General features: G+C 68.6%; 16 protein-coding genes and 1 rRNA gene. 8 read left to right on the forward strand and 9 right to left on the reverse strand.

Annotated features, from left to right (window positions below):
* Positions 1-184: 184 nt before the first annotated feature.
* Positions 185-301 (forward strand): 5S ribosomal RNA (gene rrf, locus ACFU7D_RS04740).
* A 305-nt stretch (positions 302-606) separates the two neighbouring features.
* Here the strand turns inward: rrf and ACFU7D_RS04745 are convergent.
* The 3 genes from ACFU7D_RS04745 to ACFU7D_RS04755 form a co-directional block, all read right to left on the reverse strand.
* Complete coding sequence (locus ACFU7D_RS04745; RefSeq protein ID WP_378863991.1) at positions 607-1902, reverse strand: MFS transporter; 1296 nt, start codon at positions 1900-1902, stop codon at positions 607-609.
* 68 nt (positions 1903-1970) lie between these two features.
* On the reverse strand, positions 1971-2357 hold the full coding sequence (locus ACFU7D_RS04750; protein ID WP_378863994.1) for a DUF2332 family protein: 387 nt from the start codon (positions 2355-2357) through the stop codon (positions 1971-1973).
* Between the two features lie 56 nt (positions 2358-2413).
* Positions 2414-3970: a hypothetical protein gene (locus ACFU7D_RS04755; RefSeq protein ID WP_378863997.1), complete on the reverse strand. Its 1557-nt coding sequence runs from the start codon at positions 3968-3970 to the stop codon at positions 2414-2416.
* A 204-nt stretch (positions 3971-4174) separates the two neighbouring features.
* Between ACFU7D_RS04755 and ACFU7D_RS04760 the strand changes: the two genes are divergently transcribed.
* Positions 4175-4975 (forward strand): siderophore-interacting protein, encoded by an 801-nt coding sequence (locus ACFU7D_RS04760; RefSeq protein ID WP_378864000.1) that lies wholly within the window; start codon positions 4175-4177, stop codon positions 4973-4975.
* Between the two features lie 36 nt (positions 4976-5011).
* On the opposite strand, the gene ACFU7D_RS04765 is transcribed toward ACFU7D_RS04760, so the two are convergent.
* Genes ACFU7D_RS04765 through ACFU7D_RS04775 form a run of 3 tightly spaced genes read right to left on the reverse strand, consistent with a single transcriptional unit; the run spans position 5012 to position 7981 of the window.
* Positions 5012-6277: an Nramp family divalent metal transporter gene (locus ACFU7D_RS04765; RefSeq protein WP_378864003.1), complete on the reverse strand. Its 1266-nt coding sequence runs from the start codon at positions 6275-6277 to the stop codon at positions 5012-5014.
* Positions 6278-6298: 21 nt separating this feature from the next.
* Positions 6299-7528 carry an RNA polymerase sigma factor gene (locus tag ACFU7D_RS04770; RefSeq protein WP_378864006.1) on the reverse strand — a complete coding sequence of 410 codons (1230 nt, stop codon included), beginning with the start codon at positions 7526-7528 and terminating at the stop codon, positions 6299-6301.
* A gap of 24 nt (positions 7529-7552) precedes the next feature.
* Positions 7553-7981: a YciI family protein gene (locus tag ACFU7D_RS04775; RefSeq protein ID WP_378864009.1), complete on the reverse strand. Its 429-nt coding sequence runs from the start codon at positions 7979-7981 to the stop codon at positions 7553-7555.
* Between the two features lie 134 nt (positions 7982-8115).
* Here ACFU7D_RS04775 and ACFU7D_RS04780 point away from each other — a divergent pair, with 134 nt between their 5' ends.
* Positions 8116-9000, forward strand: a complete 885-nt coding sequence (locus ACFU7D_RS04780; protein ID WP_378864012.1) for an LLM class flavin-dependent oxidoreductase — start codon at positions 8116-8118, stop codon at positions 8998-9000.
* On the opposite strand, the gene ACFU7D_RS04785 is transcribed toward ACFU7D_RS04780, so the two are convergent.
* Positions 8997-9818 (reverse strand): nicotianamine synthase family protein, encoded by an 822-nt coding sequence (locus ACFU7D_RS04785; RefSeq protein ID WP_378864015.1) that lies wholly within the window; start codon positions 9816-9818, stop codon positions 8997-8999. The genes ACFU7D_RS04780 and ACFU7D_RS04785 overlap by 4 nt on opposite strands.
* 215 nt (positions 9819-10033) lie before the next feature.
* Here ACFU7D_RS04785 and ACFU7D_RS04790 point away from each other — a divergent pair, with 215 nt between their 5' ends.
* Both ACFU7D_RS04790 and ACFU7D_RS04795 read left to right on the forward strand, forming a co-directional pair.
* Positions 10034-10411, forward strand: a complete 378-nt coding sequence (locus ACFU7D_RS04790) for a YciI family protein (protein WP_378727956.1) — start codon at positions 10034-10036, stop codon at positions 10409-10411.
* 1 nt (position 10412) lies between these two features.
* On the forward strand, positions 10413-11645 hold the full coding sequence (locus tag ACFU7D_RS04795) for an RNA polymerase sigma factor (protein WP_378864018.1): 1233 nt from the start codon (positions 10413-10415) through the stop codon (positions 11643-11645).
* 3 nt (positions 11646-11648) lie between these two features.
* On the opposite strand, the gene ACFU7D_RS04800 is transcribed toward ACFU7D_RS04795, so the two are convergent.
* Positions 11649-12488 carry a LysR family transcriptional regulator gene (locus ACFU7D_RS04800; RefSeq protein ID WP_378864021.1) on the reverse strand — a complete coding sequence of 280 codons (840 nt, stop codon included), beginning with the start codon at positions 12486-12488 and terminating at the stop codon, positions 11649-11651.
* Positions 12489-12558: 70 nt separating this feature from the next.
* Between ACFU7D_RS04800 and ACFU7D_RS04805 the strand changes: the two genes are divergently transcribed.
* Positions 12559-13884, forward strand: coding sequence for an FAD-binding oxidoreductase (locus ACFU7D_RS04805; RefSeq protein ID WP_378864024.1), 1326 nt, complete (start codon positions 12559-12561; stop codon positions 13882-13884).
* Positions 13885-13909: 25 nt separating this feature from the next.
* Here the strand turns inward: ACFU7D_RS04805 and ACFU7D_RS04810 are convergent, their stop codons facing one another.
* Positions 13910-14524, reverse strand: coding sequence for a TMEM165/GDT1 family protein (locus tag ACFU7D_RS04810; protein ID WP_378864027.1), 615 nt, complete (start codon positions 14522-14524; stop codon positions 13910-13912).
* A 257-nt stretch (positions 14525-14781) separates the two neighbouring features.
* Here ACFU7D_RS04810 and ACFU7D_RS04815 point away from each other — a divergent pair, with 257 nt between their 5' ends.
* Positions 14782-15567, forward strand: coding sequence for an HAD family hydrolase (locus ACFU7D_RS04815; RefSeq protein ID WP_378864030.1), 786 nt, complete (start codon positions 14782-14784; stop codon positions 15565-15567).
* 470 nt (positions 15568-16037) lie between these two features.
* Positions 16038-16892, forward strand: a complete 855-nt coding sequence (locus ACFU7D_RS04820) for an urea amidolyase associated protein UAAP1 (RefSeq protein ID WP_378864033.1) — start codon at positions 16038-16040, stop codon at positions 16890-16892.
* The last annotated feature ends 3 nt before the right edge of the window (positions 16893-16895 follow it).

Genomic DNA, 16895 nt, shown 5'->3' on the forward strand with positions numbered 1-16895 from the left:
GTTGATAGGCCGGAGGTGTACAGCAGTGATGCCCAGCCGACCGGTACTAATAGGCCGAGGGCTTATCTTTCATAAACCCTCAACAAAAACAACAAACGAAGACCGTCAAGTCTCGCGTCCACAACCAACTGTTGTAACACAGGTTTGGTCACCCCCCGGTATACGGGAGCGTGATCTCTAGAGTTACGGCGGCCATAGCGAAGGGGAAATACCCGGTCCCATCCCGAACCCGGAAGTCAAGCCCTTCAGCGCCGATGGTACTGCAACCGAGAGGCTGTGGGAGAGTAGGACGCCGCCGGACATACTTTGCGCAGGGCCACCTCTTCGGAGGTGGCCCTGCTGCCATTTGTGGCCACTTATGATGCGGTGCTCGAGATGATTGTGAAGGTCTCTTCGCGCCACGCCCGGTTGACGTAGGCGGCGGCGCGAGGTCCAATGTCATAGTTGAGTCCGTACCAACATCACGAGCAAGGGGTTCCCATGGTCAAGAAGCTGCTCATCGCCGCCGTCGTTGCCGTGGGTCTCGGCGTGGCCATCAAGCTGGTCACCAGCCGCTGATCCAGAGCTTCTCCAGCTGCCCGGTGCCCTCGAGGTGCCGGGCAGCTGTCATTTGGTGCCCTGGGAGGCCTCCTCGTCGGGCGTGACCGAATCAACAGAAGCGATGGGCTCTTCCTGAGGGAGGTCGACCTCGGCCAGCGACCGGCGAGCACCGGGGATGGCGAGGATGCCGGCAACCATGATGAAGAGCAGCAGACCGGCGAGGACAAGCAGGAACTCGACCGAGAACTGATCTGCGAGCGGGCCGAAGACCACCATGGAGAGTGGCATGGCAACCGACATGACGATGCCGACGATGCCGAAGACGCGCCCCTGCATCTCCGGCTCGACACGCTCCTGGAGGATCGTCATCGCGGGCGCGCTCAGTGCGGAGAAGGACACCCCGATCAGCAGGCCGAAGACGAAGAACACCCACATGTTCGTGGAGACTCCGAGCCCGACGACGAACAGCCCGATGAGAACGACCGAACCGACCATCAAGCGCATCCGGTGGATGATCCTGGGTCCGAAGACGGCCATGGCGGCACCGCCGGCCAGCATGCCGAAGCCCCAGAACAGCTCGTTCGCGGTGAGCTTCCAGACCTCGTCGCCGAACGTGCGGGTGACCATGAGCGGGGTGAGGTAGGAGGGGGCTCCGACCATCACCATGACGAGCGTGAACAGGACGAGGATCCAACGCACGTGCGCATGGGTCGAGACGTACTTCAGGCCGGCGCGGAGGTCGCCGAAGTAGGAGACATTCCCTTGGTCGGGGCGCACGATACGGGCGACCGGGACGAGGGCGAGCAGGCCGACGCCGATCAGGGCCGTGACTGCGTCGATGAAGAACACGGCGACGATGTCCATGCTGGCGTAGATGACCGCGGCGAGCGCCGGGGCCAGGAGTGTCATCGCCGACTGGATGGTCTGGAAGGCTCCGTTGATCCGGAGTAGCTGCGACTCCGGCGCGATCTGCGGGATCATCGCCGTCACAGCAGGCATCTGGATCCCGGCGAAGACCGAGCGGATGGCCAGAGCGAGATAGATGATCCAGAGGTCGTCGATCCCGCTGGCCATCAACCCGGCCAGGATCAGGGTCGCGACCGCGATCGTGGCGTCGGAGCCCATGATCAGGAACTTGCGGTGATGCCTGTCGGCCCAGACGCCACCGAAGATGGACATGAACGCCTGCGGGAGCATCCCGAAGACGAGGCTCAGCATCAGCACCGACCCGGACCGGGTCTCGATGGTGAGGTGCCACATCACGGCGTACATCACCAGCATCGAGCCGAGCAGGGAGACCGTCTGGCCGGCGAGGAAGATCGCTGCGTTGCGCCTCCAGCCGGGAAGCTCGTCGGCGGGCATGCTGAACAGCCTTGACCTGGATGCGGAACGGGTCAACCGACTTTGGTCTCGCGAGAGCTACACGAGGATCAACGGTGGGCCGTGGTGGGTGGAGCGGGCGAGCACGTCGCCGTCGAGGCGGAGGGCGGGACATGTCCCAGCCCGAGGCCTTCTGCGCTGGCGTCGGCCCCGACCACCTCTGCGAACAACGGCCAGGCCGTGGCGTAGGCGTCGTTGCCTCCGAGGTTGGGATAGAAGCGCTCGAGCTCGGGTGCGTCACCACGAAGCACGATGCGGTGCAGTGCGGCCAGGAGGCGCAGCTGCACGGCATCGGCACGGGAGGCGTCGAGGTGATCCCGGCAGATCTCGGCCGTCGGGCCACCCGAGTCGAGGTCGTCGGCGAACCGGTTGAGCAGCCAGCCGTAGAGATGCTCCTCATGACCGAAATGATCTCTGAAGAGCTCAGGGAGGGTCATGTGCTCAGGATCCTCCGACCTCGTGAGCGTGCTTCAGCCGGGTGCCGAAGAGGTGGTCACCCGATGTCCCTGCGGACCGCCGTGGCCGTGTCCTTCATGAGGTACACGGACCCGACGTATGCCTTCTTGGTGACTGCGACCACCCGGATCCGGCCCCGTGCCTCCCGGTCGTGGCGTAGTACGACCCACCTCGAGCCGTTGGTCCGGGCGTAGGTGTTGATCGTGCCGAAGCGGACTCCGCCGACGTAGATGCTGACCTTGCCACGGGTCGGGCCTGTGCGCACCTTGAGACGCAATGCCTTGGCCGCGTAGCGGTCGGTCGTCTGGTCGGAGGTCCGTGGGGAGACGGCGGCGTACACCCAGGGTTCGCCGGCGATCTCGGGGAAGCCACCGCTTGCCCAGTTGCCGCCCAGGACGGTGATCGGTGCGGTCGAGCACTTCCAGCCCGACCAGGGGGAGACGTTGCCGGCGGCGTCGCGGGCGCGGACCCGGAGGCAGGTCGTATCGCCCAGGTAGTCGGGCCGCTCCGTCAACGAGGTGCTCGTGGTGTAGCGGGTGCTGTTGGCGAACAGGGAGGTTCCGCCTGATGCGTACTTCTCCTGGTAGAGGTAGCCGGTCACCTTCACGTTGTCGGTCGCGGCCCAGGTCGCCACCGCTCGATACATGCCGTTCTGGGCTCGCTTCGTCGGCCACACGGGCGTGAAGCCGAACCTGGTGATCCTCGGGCTCGTCTTGTCCGACGACGTGACCGGGGCGGGAACGTTGTCGGCCTCCGACTCGCCGGAGGTGGCAAGATACCCGACCGTTGCACTGGACAGACCGGTGGTCGATCGGATGGCCCACAGGCCGGTGACGAGGAAGGACTTCGACGACTTCGAGGTGGTGCGGACCTGGATCCAGCCGGACAGGGAGGACGGTTTGCGGAACGTGACGTACTTGCTCCCGGGCTTCTTGGCAGCGGCGGAGATCGTCCCGAGGTGGGTCGATCCGATGCTGACCCTCGCAGCGCCTCGCGAAGGACCGGTGGCCACCTTGATGCGTACGCCGGTGGCCTTGACCTTCAGGGTCGAGACGCGGTCGTTCGCGGCTCCGGTATTGCGTAGCTTGAAGCTGAACGCGGTCGGGTCCCAGGCGCCGTCCACGGTCTCTTCCCCGAACGGGGCGTACGTGCACCTCCACCCCGACCAGGAGCTGCGGTTGCCAGCCGCATCCGTTGCGCGGACACGCTGGCAGGCCTGCTCGCCCTCGCCGATCTCGGTGTGGAGCGACCGCCGGGTCCCGGAGTAGGTCTTGGCGTACTTCGCGATGCTCGACCAGGTGCTCGTCCCGAGGCGCGATCCCGTGCCGCTACCGATCCACGTCTGGACCTCGTGGGAGGCGACGCCGACGTTGTCCGAGCTGGACCAGGTGTAGGCGGGGGTAGCGCTCCAGAAGGCGCCGCGCCACTTCATGTCACTTGGGCTGAGCCACTGCTTGTACGAGGTCGCGGTGATCTTCGGCGCTGTGGTGTCGGTGGTGGTGGCCGACGCGGCGGTGATGGGCGCGAGTGTCGCGAGCATGGCGACGGCGGTCGCCGCGCACAAGCGCAGTCGACGGCGGGAGATGGGGGTCATCGAGGCTCCGGGCTTTGGCCGACGGCGCCTGAGGACGTGGCTGAGGGACCGTGGCAGGTTCGTGCCGCAAAGGCGGCGGCCGGAGATTATCAGTCAGCAGGTCGGTGCCGCAGGAGTTTGTCGCACAACCCTCGGCAGAGGGTGGTGCGGGCCGCTAGGCTCGGCGAAGCAAGGTAAGCCTTACCTGATTTGATGGAGCTGGGCATGGGATTCGATGACGGCCGGAAGCTGAAGGGCGTGTACGCGGCCGAGGTGCTGCACAACAAGCAGGTGACGCCGCACATGGTGCGGCTCACCTTGGGAGGCGATGATCTGCGACGCTTCCCGCAGCGCGGGTTCGACCAGTGGTTCCGGCTCTTCCTGCCGCGGCCGGGCGGGCAAGCCACCAACTTCGACGTGGTTCCCGAGAAGCTCGGGACGATCGACTACCTCAAGTACTTGAGGCATGGTGACCGGCCGCCGCTGCGTAACTACACCGTGCGCGAGCACCGGCCCGACCTCGGTGAGATCGACGTCGACTTCGTCGTGCACGGAGATCTCGGGATCGCGGGCCCGTGGGCGCGTACGGCACAGCCCGGGGAGCAGGTCGTGCTCATGGACCAGGGCACGGGCTTCGACTTCGCTCCGGACGCGTCGTTCCACCTGCTCGTCGGCGACGAGTCGGCGCTTCCGGCGATCGTCGGGATCCTGCGAGACATGCCTCGCGACGCCCGCGGCCTGGCGATCATCGAGATCCCGGACATGGCCGACGTCCAGGAGGTCTCCGGGCCCGAGGGCGTCGAGGTGCGGTGGCTGGCTCGAGGTGACTCCGCCGAGCAGCCCGGGACGCTGGCGATCGCCGAGGTGAAGGCGTTCACCCCCGAGGCGCCGGCCACGCTCTCGGCCTACCTAGTCGGTGAGCGGACGATCCCGGCCGAGGGACGGCGCCATCTGGTGTCGCTCGGGGTGCCCAAGTCGCGGATCACCTTCGTCGGCTACTGGCGGATCGGCAAGGCGCAGGCCTAGGGCCTGGCGCCCGCCGATCCGCCGAATGCTCGGGGCTCAGCCGAGCAGGTCCTGGATGGAGGTGCGGACCTGGTCGAACGCGAGCCAGGCGAAGAGCAGGGCGCAGATGATGAGGCCGATGTTGGAGACCCACTTGTTGCGCCACTCCGCGGGGGTGTGGCTGGTGTTGAGGAGCCAGAGCAGGGTGACGGCCAGGAACGGCATGAAGAACGCGCCCAGGACTCCGTAGATGAGGATCAGCCAGGTGGGCTCGTCGGCGAGCAGGAGCCAGATCATCGGCGGGAAGGTGAGCCAGAGGATGTAGGTGCGGTACCAGATGCCGCCACTCTTGGCCTCGGGCTCGTCCGCCCGTCCGCGAATGGTCCCCATGAAGTCCGCGAACATCAGGCTGACGCCGTTCCAGACCCCGACGAGCGAGGACATCGCAGCGGCCCAGAAGCCGATCAGGAAGAGCTTGCCGAACCAGTCGCCGTAGCGGTCGGCGAGCACCTTGGACAGGTCGAGCATGCCCTGGTCGCCGGTGCCGATGGCGATGTTGGCGGAGTAGAGCAGCTCGGCGCCGACGATGAGGGTGGCGACCACGAAGATCCCGGTCACGACGTACGCCGTGGTGTTGTCGATCCGCATCACACGCATGAACTGCGGCGTGTGCCAGCCCTTCTCCCGCAGCCAGTAACCGTAGGCGGCCAAGGTGATGGTGCCGCCGACGCCGCCGGCGACCGAGAGGATGTTGACCAGGGAGCCTTCGGGGATCGTCGGGGCCAGGCCGACGAGGAGCTCGGGAATGTTGGGCACCGTGATGATCGCGGCGGCGACCATGGTGACGAACATGATGCCGACCAGAACCGCGAGGAACTTCTCGAAGAGGCCGTAGCGGCCGGCCCACACGATGGCGAGACCGATCAGGCCGGACAAGATGCCCCAGACCTTCACCGACGCGAACGAGAACAGCGCGGCCAGGGCCAGACCGGTGCCGGCCATCGCAGCGGCTCCGTAGATGAAGCCCCAGATCACGATGTAGGGACCGAAGTAGATCGTCGTCCAGATGCCCAGACGCCGCCAGCCCTGGAAGATCGTCTCGCCGGTCGCCAGGCTGTAGCGCCCGGCACCCTCGACCAGGACCACCTTCAGCAGACAGCCGACGATGACGGCCCACAGCAGGGCGTAGCCGTACTTGCTGCCGGCGATCAGGGTCGCGACCAGGTCGGCGGCGCCGACACCGGTGGCGGCCACCACGAGGCCGGGCCCCAGGATCCGCCAGCGCGGGGTTTCGGACGCCTCGGTCCTCGCTGTTTGTGACATGGGCGCCAGGTATACCCCGTTTTAGGTAAGATCAGCGACTTTCTGCCGAAGGACGGCCCGCTCCCGCTCGTTCGTGCACATTCCTGCCGCCCGCTCCAGCTCTTCACGCGCCTCGACGGTTCGGCCCAGCCGGCGCAGCAGCTCTCCGCGTACGGTCGGGAGGAGATGGGTGTGGTCGAGCCGCTTGTCATCTGCGATCCGATCGACGATCTCCAGGCCTCGCAGCGGTCCGTGGGCCATCGCCACGGCCACGGCGCGGTTGAGGTCGACGATCGGGTTGGGTGCGATGCGGCCCAAGGCCTCGTAGAGGACGACGATCCGCTCCCAGTCGGTGGTCTCGACCGAGTCGGCGGTCGCGTGGGTGGCCGCGATCGCGGCCTGGAGCCCATAGGGACCGAGGCCTCGTGGGGTCGCCTGCTCGAGGGCGGCCAGGCCGCGGCGTACGGCCCCTTGGTCCCACCTGGTGCGGTCCTGGTCCTCGAGGAGGACAGGGTCGCCGGTGGCATCGGTGCGGGCCGGGAAGCGGGAGGCGGTCAGCTCCATGAGCGCGAGCAGCCCGTACGCCTCCGGCTCGTCGGGCAGCACGCCGATCAGCACCCGCGTCAGTCTCCGTGCCTCGCGCGCGAGGTCGGTGCGGATCAGATCCTCGCCGGACGTGGCGGTGGACCCCTCGGTGAAGATCAGGTAGAGGACGTTGAGGACGCCGGCCAGACGCTGCCTGCGCTCGTCGGGCGAGGGCACCTCGAAGGGGACCTTCGCAGCCGCGATCGTCTTCTTGGCGCGGGTGATCCGGGCCTGGATCGTCGGCACCGGCACCAGGAACGCCCGGGCGATCTCCTCGCTGCTGAGGCCGCCGACGACGCGGAGCGTGAGCGCCACCCGGGCTTCCTTGGACAGCACCGGGTGGCAGGAGACGAACATCAGCGCGAGGACGTCGTCATCGATCCGCTCGATGTCCAGCTCGTCGTCGTACGCCTCGTCCTGGTCATGGGCGATCGCCTCGTACTTCTCACGTTGGACCCCGGCGCGGCGGATCGTGTCGATCGCCCGCCGCTTGGCGGTGGTCATCAGCCAGCCGACCGGGTTGGCCGGCTGGCCGTCGCGCGGCCAGGCGACCAGCGCCTCCGCGAGGGCCTCCTGCGCCGCGTCCTCGGCGAGGGCGAAGTCTCCGGTGTAGCGCGCGAGCGCGCCGACGATGCGGGCGGACTCGATGCGCCAGATCGCTTCGACGGCGCGCGTCGCGTCACTCATCGGTGTCTCCTGCCGGTCTCGACCTCAGAGCTGCCCGGTCTTGGTCCGCCAGTCGAGCTCCTTCTGGATCCACGGGTTGTCCTGCGGAAACTCGTCGATCGTCGGCACCCGGCGGATCTCGACGGCGGAACCGGGGAAGTAGCTGAGCCGCTTGCCCCACTCGACCGCCTCCTCCTTCGAGGCGACCGAGATCAGGTAGAAGCCCCCGAAGAGCTCCTTGGTCTCGCCGTAGGGACCGTCGGTGACCACCGGCGGCTCCTCGGCGTCGGCGTAGGTGACGACCGTGTGCTCCTCGGGGTCGAGCCCCTCCATCGCGAGCAACACGCCCGACTTGATGAGCTCGTCGTTGAGCTTCCCCATCTTCTCGAGCATCTGCTCGAAGGGGATCTCGGCCATCGCGGCGTTCTGCTTGTCCTCGTCGATGGTGCGCCAGATCAGCATGTACTTCGGCATCTCGGTTTCTCCTGTGTCGGTCGGGCCGTCTTGCCGGCCCGTTCACCCCTTGGTCGAACGAGGTCTACGCGGGATCGACAACGCTGCCAAGAAGATTTTCGAAGGGGAGTTTCGCTCGTGGGTAGGTTGGGGTCGTGAAGATCTCGCTGTGGCCCAGTCCTGCCGTTCCCACTGCCGACATCCTTGCCGAGGCGCAGGCGGCTGACCAGGCCGGTTGGTACGGCGTCTGGTTCGCCGACCACTACATGCCCAACACCGGCTCCGAGGCCGTCGAGGACGGGCCGACGCACGAGGTCTGGGGGGTTCTCCCGGCGCTGGCCGCGACCACCGAGAACGTACGCATCGGGCCCCTGGTCTCTCCGACGACGATCCACCACCCCGCGCTGCTCGCGAACCGGTCCGCGACGATCGACCACATCGCCGGCGGGCGGTTCGTGCTCGGTATGGGTGCCGGCTGGCAGATCAACGAGCACAAGGCGTACGGCATCGAGCTGCCGAGCGCGAAGGTGCTCGTCGACCGGTTCGAGGAGGCGATCGAGGTCACCCGGTCGCTGCTCGACAAGCCGCGTACGACCTTCGAGGGCACCCACTTCCAGCTCACCGACGCTCCGTGCGAGCCGAAGCCGGTGGCCTCTCCGCTGCCGATCATGGTCGGCGCCAAGGGCCCGCGGATGCTGCGGGTCGTCGCCCGCCACGCCGACGAGTGGAACACCTGGGGCACGCCGGAGAGCGCCGGCGCGGTGCGGGCCAAGCTTCTGGAGGCGTGCGAGCAGGTCGGCCGCGATCCGTCGACGATCAAGACGACGACCAACCTCATGCTCGATCTCGACGGCGCCAACCCCGGCTTCGCCCGGACCCAGACCGGCTCGGCAGGCGAGTTGCAGGACTTCGTCGGCCGCTACGTCGAGGCCGGGTTCGACGAGTTCATCATGCCGACGTGGAACCTCGGCGAGACCGGCGCCGAGCGGATCGAGCGGGCGGCACAGCTCAAGGCCGAGGTCCTCGACCCCGTCCTCTAGCTCGAGCGGGCGAGGATCGCACTGTTGATCACGTCGGTCCCGGGGGCGTCGACCTCGGGGTTGGCCTCGGCGACCACCGTCAGCCCGGCCAGCGCTTCGGGGCCGACCTGCGGGTAGAGCAGCGTACGCAGCCCTCGAGCGCTCCGCGCCAGGACGAGGCCGCCCGGGGTGAGAGCGGTGACCGCCTTCTCGAGCACCGCGGCCTTGGCGGCATCGTCGGACCCGACCAGGCCGGCGAGGAGCACGACGTCGACGGGGTGCGGTGGCGTGGCGGCGGAGGCTTCGGCGTGCTCGAACGTCACGCCGACGGCACCCAGGCGTCCGAACACGGCGGAGGAGAGCCGGATCGCCTCGGCGTCGTGGTCGACGCAGTGCACCGCGACGCCCTGGTCGGCCAGACAGAGCGCGGTCAGGGGAAGCGGCCCGGAGCCCAGAAGCAGGACGTGCCGCGGGACGATGCCCTGGCGGCGTACGGCTGCCAGCTCCATCTCCACGAGGAGCCGGTAGTTCTCGCGGTAGGGGAAGCGGGCGAACGCCGCCGCGGGGTCGGCGGCGCGCGAGATCCGCTGGGCCCAGGCCCGCTCGAGCGCATGCTCGCCTGCGGACGCGACCGATCGGAAGCGGGCCGGTGAACGTGACGGCGGCAGCGCCGCCAGCACGGTGTCGGCCTCCGGCTCGGGCACGCTCAGCACCGCGGTCACCAATCGGTTGAAGAGCGCGTCGACGACGATTCCGGGCTCCAGGGACGGCTGGTCGAGCAGGTCGTCGAGAGTGGAGACAAGACGTTCGTCGATGGCTTCGAACGTTCCCGGATTCACAACCGGTCACCCTTCCACATCGGTGACGGCCGCTGCAGAGTGTTCCGCCGGGAGCCCGCTCCGCGGCACGGAGGTCGCGGCGGGCCGGTCGCGTCGCCTCACTCGTATCGCAGGTGTCGGCGGCCCACTTCTGGGACGATGTAGAACTACGCCACTCGGCTCCGACGTATCCCCGTAAGCACGCCTACGGTAGGCGCCGACGAAAGGGAAGAGCCATGAAGTACGTCATCCTGATCCACTCCAACCCGCAGCCGTGGGGTCACCCGACGGGTGACTTCATCCCGGAGTTCCAGTCGCTGCCGCAAGCCTCCCGGGAGAAGCTCAACGCGGCCTTCGAGGGGATCATGGAGGAGCTCTCGGCCAACGGTGAGCTCATCGGCGGGCAGGCGCTCGCGGATCCGGCCTCGGCCAGGCTCTACCGTTGGGAGGCCGGCGAACCGATCTCCACGGACGGCCCCTACTCCGAGGCGAAGGAGCATCTGGCCGGCTTCTTCCTGATCGACGTCGAGTCCCAGGAGCGAGCCGAAGAGGTCGTACGCAGTTTCAGCGGCCCCGGTGAAACGGTCGAGCTGCGGCCGGTGGCAACCTACTGACATGACGGTCACGGGAGTCGAGGACGTGTGGCGGCAGGAGTCCGCCCACGTCCTCGGCGCCCTTCTTCGGGTCCATCCCGACCTCCCCGACTGCGAGGACGCCGCGCAGGAGGCGCTGATCGCCGCCAGCCAGAAGTGGCCGGGCGACGGGCTGCCGTCCGACCCGCGGGCCTGGCTGATCCGGGTGGCTCATCGGCGCCTGATCGACCAGATGCGTGCGGACACGGCCCGGACCCGGCGCGAGGTCGCCGACGGGATCGCCCGACGGCTCGACGACCCGGACCCGGCCGCCGTGGAGATCGGGTCTGCCTACGACGACTCGCTGCGGCTGATGATGATGTGCGCCCATCCCGCCTTGCGCCGTCCCTCCCAGGTGGCGATCACGCTGCGGTGCGTGGGCGGTCTGAAGACATCGGAGATCGCGGCTGCGTATCTGGTGCCGGAGGCGACCATGGGGCAGCGGCTCAGCCGGGCGCGGGCGACGCTGAAGGACGAGGAGTTCTGCTCGCCGGCGCCGGACGAGCTGGCCGAGCGGATCGCCTGCGTGCTCGACGTCTGCCACCTGATCTTCAACGAGGGCCACACCCGCACCAGCGGCCCGGAGCTACAGGGCGTCGAGCTCACCGACGAAGCGATCCGGCTGACCCGGATCGTGCGCAGTGTGCTCCCGGAGCACGACGAGGCCACCGGCCTGCTCGCGCTCATGCTGCTGACCCAGGCACGCTCGTGCGGTCGCGTCGACCATCTCGGCGACCTGATCCCGCTCAAGGACCAGGACCGCTCGCAGTGGGACCAGGAGCTGATCCGCGAGGGCGTCGCACTGCTGGAGGACGTACTCCCCGAGGGGCCGGTGGGCCGCTACCAGCTGCAGGCGGCGATCGCCGCGGTCCACGCCGAGGCGGAGTCGTACGAGGCCACCGACTGGCTCCAGATCAACCTGCTCTACGGGATGCTCGCGCAGGTCGCGCCTTCGCCCGCTGTCACGCTCAACCGGGCCGTCGCCGTCGCGATGAGTCTCGGCCCCGAGCACGGGATCGAGATCGTACGCGACCTGCTGGAGCACCCGGCGATGCAGCGGCACCATCGTGCTCATGCCGTGCTGGCGCACCTGCTCGAGCAGTCCGGCGACGTCGCGACGGCTCGGGAGCACTACGTGCTGGCGGCCCAGCTGACCCGGAGCGTGCCGGAGCAGCGCTACCTGAACCGCCGGGTCGAGGCCCTCGACCGTCCCTGACGGTCAGCCGGCGCGGGTCGCGTCGACGAGTGCGGAGACCCGGGCCGTGCGGGCCCCGGCCCGCCAGCACAGCACCCAGCTCACCGGGGGGAGCCCGGCCTCGAACGGCACCATCGCCAAGGTCGGGCGGGCGAAGTAGTCGGCCGCGTGCGCCGCCAGCGGGCAGACCCCCTCGCCCGCGGCGACCCGGGCCATCAGATCAAGGAGGGTCGACACCTGTGGCTCGGGCTCCCTGCGGTACGGCGCCGCCCGGCGTCCGGCGCGGAAGACCACCTCGCCGTCCAGATCGGCCAACGTCACCGAGGAACGGTTCGCGAGCCGGTGGTCGCGAGCGACCGCCAGCACGACCGGTTCCCGGAACACGACCGGCCCCTCGTCGAACCCGTCCTCATCGACCGGCCCGTTGGTGACGGTGACGTCGACCTCGCCCGTACGCAGCAGGTCGAGCGGATCGACGAAGCCGGTCTCGCGAAAGACCACCTCGACACCGGGGTTGCGATCGCGGAAACGCGTGAACACCGGGGCGGCGAGCTCGGCCACCGCGGGCGCCTCGAGACCGACGGTGAGCGTGCCGGTGACGCCCCGCCCGGCCGCCATCGCAGCGGCCACCCCACGCTCGATGCGGTCATGTCCCGCGCGGAGGTCGGTGTAGAGGGCGGCGCCGACAGGGGTGATCGCGACGCGTCGGCTGGTGCGATCGAACAGGGTCACCCCGAACTGGCGCTCCAGCTTCTTGATCGTCTGGGACACCCGTGCCTGGGACACCAGCAGCCGGTCGCCGGTCCGGCCGAAGTGGAGCTCCTCGGCGAGGGTCAGGAAGATCTCGATCTCACGCCTTTCCATAACCTTTATCTTATCGGTCGATGCCAGAACTGTCGTTGTTCGCCGAGGTCAGAGCCGAGATGCTCGAACCATGACCGATTACCTCTTCCCGAACGATTCCGGCTACGACACCGAGCGTCGTGGCTACAACCTGTCCGTCGACCACAAGCCTGAGGTCGTGATCCCGGCGACGTCGGTCGCCGACGTGGTGGACGCAGTTCGCCTTGCCACCAGCCGCGGCCTCGGCGTGGCCGTCCAGGCGACGGGCCACGGCCCGTCCGTCCCGGCCGACGGCCAGGTCCTGATCAACACCTCGCGGATGGAGGGCGTCGCCATCGACCCGGTCGCTCGCACGGCGACGGTCGAGGCCGGCGTACGCGGCGGGGCGCTGGTCCGCGCCGCAGCCGAGCACGGTCTCGCACCGCTGAACGGCTCCTCGCCCGAGGTGGGGGTGGTGGCGTACCACCTCGGCGGCGGGATCGGTGTCCTCGGCCGCCAGTTCGGCTGGGCCGTCGACCACGTACGCAGCCTGGACCTGGTGACCGCCGACGGGGAGCTGCGTCACGTCACCGCGACCTCGGATCCCGAGCTGTTCTGGGCGCTGCGTGGTGGTGGCAAGGGCAGCCTCGGGGTCGTGGTCGCCCTCGAGATCGATCTGCACCCGGTCGCCCGGCTGTACGGCGGCGGCATGCACTTCGACGCCACCGACCCGGGCGAGGCCGAGCGTGTGCTCTCGACCTGGGCGGAGTGGACGCGGACCACCCCCGAGACGATGGGCACGTCCGTGCTGCTGATCCAGATGCCGGACCTGCCGTTCCTGCCCGAGGCGATCCGCGGGCGCCGCGTCGTGCACGTCCGCTTCGCGTTCACCGGTGAGGCGGTCGACGGGGAACGCCTGGTCTCCCGGTTCCGGGAGCTCGGGCCGGTCACCGACACCGTCGCCGAGATGCCGTACGCGCACGTGGGCACGATCCATGCCGAGCCGACGACACCGGTGCCGTTCCATGCCCGAAACACGATGCTGCACGCGTTCGACCAGGCCGCCGTGGCCGAGCTTCTCGCCGAGACGGCCACCGGCCGCTATCTGGTGGAAGTACGTCACATGGGCGGCGCTTTCACCCGCCCCGGCGCGGTGCCGGCCTCGCTCGGCAGGCGCGACGGTGAGTACGTCACCTATGCCGGTGGTGTGGCGGAAACCGGTGAGGCGGCGAGCCTCGTGGCGGACCTGGACCGACTGATGGCGCGTCTGGCCCCGTGGAGCACCGGCGGGCCGGCCGTGAACTTCCTGTCCGGCCCGGACGTGACCGCGGCCCGGCTCGCGGCCGGCTATCTGCCTGCCGACGTCGAGCGTCTGGCCGAGGTCAAGCGGGTCGTCGATCCGACCGACGTCTTTCGGACTCACCACGGCCGCGCGTGACGTCCACGCGGCCGGGCGCCCGCTGTCACAGCTGCACGACGCCGTCGATGACGAGGATGATCCCGAAGATCGCGAACAGGGCGGCGGCGCCGTACTTGATCACTCTCTCGGGGAGGTTGCGGCCCAGGAGCGCACCGACGCCGATGGCGAGGGCATCGGCGGCGACCATCCCGACGGTGGAGCCGATCCAGGTGCCGAGCCAGCCCTCCTGGGTGGCCAGCGTGATCGTCGCGAGCATCGTCTTGTCGCCGAGCTCGGCCAGGAAGAACGCGATCCCGACGGCGAGGATCGCCATGCCGCGGCTGTTGCGGGCCTTCTTGGCCTCGTCCTCGGTGAGCTCGTCGCCGCGCAGGGTCCAGCCGGCGAAGAACAGGAACGCGATCCCGGCGACGATGGTGATGTAGTGCTGCTGCTCGGCGAAGGCGTCGCCGATGAGCGCGCCGATGCCAACCGAGGCCAGATGGACGATCGCGGTGGCGGCGGTGATCCCGATGATCACGTCTCGAGCCCGGTAACGGGTGGCGAAGGTCATCGCCATGAGCTGGCTCTTGTCGCCGAGCTCGGCGACGAAGATGACCGCAGTCGAAAGCAGGAAGGCGTACACAGAATTCCTCTCCGGCACCGGCCGGAGGAATCCCATGAGGGGTCGATCGTCCTTCGACCAGCACCGTCATGTTGATACGGATGCTTGGTCGAAGGTCTCGTCCGCCACCTGACATCCGTCCGGTGGCCGATCGCGCCGGGCCCGGGGGCCAGTATGTCGACGCGACTGTTGAGGACTACTCCCCTTCGCGGCTCCAGTCTAGGTCAGAGGCCTGACGCCGGCCCACTCGGGCCGTCCGCGCCCTGTTCGCCGAATTCCCTCGGTCAGGATCCGATCGTGGTTAGGCTGAGTTCATGGACGAGGCCGGGGTGCGCGCGGTCCTCTTCGACCTGCACGACACGCTCGTCCCGAGCGGCCATGCTGCCGAGCACCACGCGGTGGCCCGGGGGATGGGCGCGGATCTCGGAGTCGACCCTGATGCGTTCGCGGCCGTGGTCGCGGACACTTTCGACGAACGCGTACGCGGTCTGATGGCCGATGTGCACCACACCGTGCGCTACCTGGCACGACGGGTCGGCGGGTCGCCGACCGAGTCCCAGGTCGAGAGCGCGATCACCCGGAGACTGAACTACTCGCTCTCTCTGCATGCCGCGACCTGGGCGCTGCCCGCGCTCAAGTCGCTGCGCAAACGAGGGTTCAAGCTCGGGCTCGTCGCCGACTGCGGGGCCGAGACGGTGGCGATCTGGCCGCAGAGCCCGCTCGCGGAGCACCTGGACGCCGCCTCGTTCTCCTGCCAGACCGGCGTACGCAAGCCGGACTCGGGTGCCTACCTCGTCGCTGCGGCGGCGCTCGATGTGCGGACCGACGAGTGCGTCTATGTCGGTGACGGTGCCGAGCACGAGCTCAGCGGGGCCGAGGCGGTCGGGATGCGGACCGTGCGGTTCCGGGCCAGGGCGCTCGAAGGGCTCGGCGAGGGCGCCGCCGATGACCTGGATCCCGAGTGGAGCGGGCCGACGATCAGCGACCTGGGTGAGCTCGTCGGGATGATCGGTATCCCGATTCCACGCGAAGGGTCCGAATCGCGGACGTTCGTCTCCGGCAATGTGGTGCCGTGGGGTTCGAAGAGATCGCCCCGCTGATCTCGGGCTGAGGCCCGTGCTCGACCCGTGATGTCCCGCTACCACTGTCGGGCGTGGGGTCAGGGTCCCATCCCGGAGGGCCGATGTCAGTCGTACCAGGGTTCCGGCGGCCCTTTCGGTCCGCTCCTCGGCACGGTTCCGGAGCACCATCGGAATGGTGTCCGATATCACACCGCATCTGTTACCTGTCTTTTGACAGGTGGTGCGTCCGTCAGGCTGGTCCCTTCTGTGAGGAGATCGCTCCATCAGGCGGCACCGCACGCGGGAATTCGGCAGCAAATGGTCCTTCCCCCCTAGCGAGGTCCAGCCGAAAACGGTAAGAATCGATCGACCGACAGGGAAGAAATTCTCCGACTCCGACCCCACATTTCGGACTCAGGTTTCCAACAGTCTTGGTTTGCCCCCGACGCCCTTGACCTACATGCTTACCTGTCAGTCGACAGGTTAATCATGCTTCAAGGAGGACCCGGGTGGCGCTAGCTGCAGACCACAGCACGGACACGGTGCTGAACGCACGGGCAGACGCTCGCGCGCAAGGGGGGCAGGTCAGCGACTGGATGCCGTACCTACCGGCATCGACGAGCCCGTTCGCTCCGAACGACGTCGACCCGGAGAGCCTGACCTGGGCCGAGACGGTCGCGCCCGGCAGCTACACCCACAAGGTCCTCGCCCGCGGCACGCGGTTCCGGCTCGAGGACCCGACCGGTGAGGCCTGCGCCCACACCCTCGTCTACAACGCGCTCGAGCCGACCGAGCGGCTCAACGTCGCGGACACCCAGAAGATCCCGTGGCAGGCCTACCTCGGCGCCGGCCACCCGCTGCTCTCCGGCGACGGCCGGGTGCTCGCCACGATCCTCGCCGACACCTCCGGCCGGCACGACGCGTTCTGCGGGACGAGCACCGCTGCCTGGAACGCGCTGCGGTACGGCACCGCGCTGCCCGAGGGGCCCGCGCCCGCCGGCCGTGACCTCTTCGTGAAGGCGGCGGCCAAGCACGGGCTCGGGCCGGCCGACGTACCTCCCTCGGTCTCGTTCTTCCAGGGCGTCCGGGTGGCGGAGGACGGGAGCTTCGACTGGTCGGGCTCCTCGGGCGCCGGGACCGCGGTCGAGCTCGTGGCCGAGCTGCCCCTGCTCGTGCTGATCGCCAACGTCCCGCACCCGCGGGATCCACGTCCGGAGTACATCGTGGGGCCGCTGCGCGTGCACGCCTGGCGTACGCCGGAAACCAATCCGACGACCCCGGCGGACGAGCGTTTCGACGCCTCTCCCGAGGTTCGGCGGGCGTATCTGAACACACTCGACTATGCGGAGGCTCGGGGCCTGTGACTA

Origin of the sequence: Nocardioides sp. NPDC057577 (assembly GCF_042801335.1) — a bacterium.
GTDB lineage: Bacteria > Actinomycetota > Actinomycetes > Propionibacteriales > Nocardioidaceae > Nocardioides.

Bases quoted from the DNA above. Each gene is read 5' to 3' on its own strand.
- ACFU7D_RS04800 (WP_378864021.1), bottom strand. From the start codon at position 12,488: ATGGAAAGGCGTGAGATCGAGATCTTCCTGACCCTCGCCGAGGAGCTC.
- ACFU7D_RS04790 (WP_378727956.1), top strand. From the start codon at position 10,034: ATGAAGTACGTCATCCTGATCCACTCCAACCCGCAGCCGTGGGGTCAC.
- ACFU7D_RS04760 (WP_378864000.1), top strand. From the start codon at position 4,175: ATGGGATTCGATGACGGCCGGAAGCTGAAGGGCGTGTACGCGGCCGAG.
- ACFU7D_RS04770 (WP_378864006.1), bottom strand. From the start codon at position 7,528: ATGAGTGACGCGACGCGCGCCGTCGAAGCGATCTGGCGCATCGAGTCC.
- ACFU7D_RS04810 (WP_378864027.1), bottom strand. From the start codon at position 14,524: ATGGGATTCCTCCGGCCGGTGCCGGAGAGGAATTCTGTGTACGCCTTC.
- ACFU7D_RS04805 (WP_378864024.1), top strand. From the start codon at position 12,559: ATGACCGATTACCTCTTCCCGAACGATTCCGGCTACGACACCGAGCGT.
- ACFU7D_RS04755 (WP_378863997.1), bottom strand. From the start codon at position 3,970: ATGACCCCCATCTCCCGCCGTCGACTGCGCTTGTGCGCGGCGACCGCC.
- ACFU7D_RS04795 (WP_378864018.1), top strand. From the start codon at position 10,413: ATGACGGTCACGGGAGTCGAGGACGTGTGGCGGCAGGAGTCCGCCCAC.
- ACFU7D_RS04750 (WP_378863994.1), bottom strand. From the start codon at position 2,357: ATGACCCTCCCTGAGCTCTTCAGAGATCATTTCGGTCATGAGGAGCAT.
- ACFU7D_RS04775 (WP_378864009.1), bottom strand. From the start codon at position 7,981: ATGCCGAAGTACATGCTGATCTGGCGCACCATCGACGAGGACAAGCAG.
- ACFU7D_RS04815 (WP_378864030.1), top strand. From the start codon at position 14,782: ATGGACGAGGCCGGGGTGCGCGCGGTCCTCTTCGACCTGCACGACACG.
- ACFU7D_RS04765 (WP_378864003.1), bottom strand. From the start codon at position 6,277: ATGTCACAAACAGCGAGGACCGAGGCGTCCGAAACCCCGCGCTGGCGG.
- ACFU7D_RS04745 (WP_378863991.1), bottom strand. From the start codon at position 1,902: ATGCCCGCCGACGAGCTTCCCGGCTGGAGGCGCAACGCAGCGATCTTC.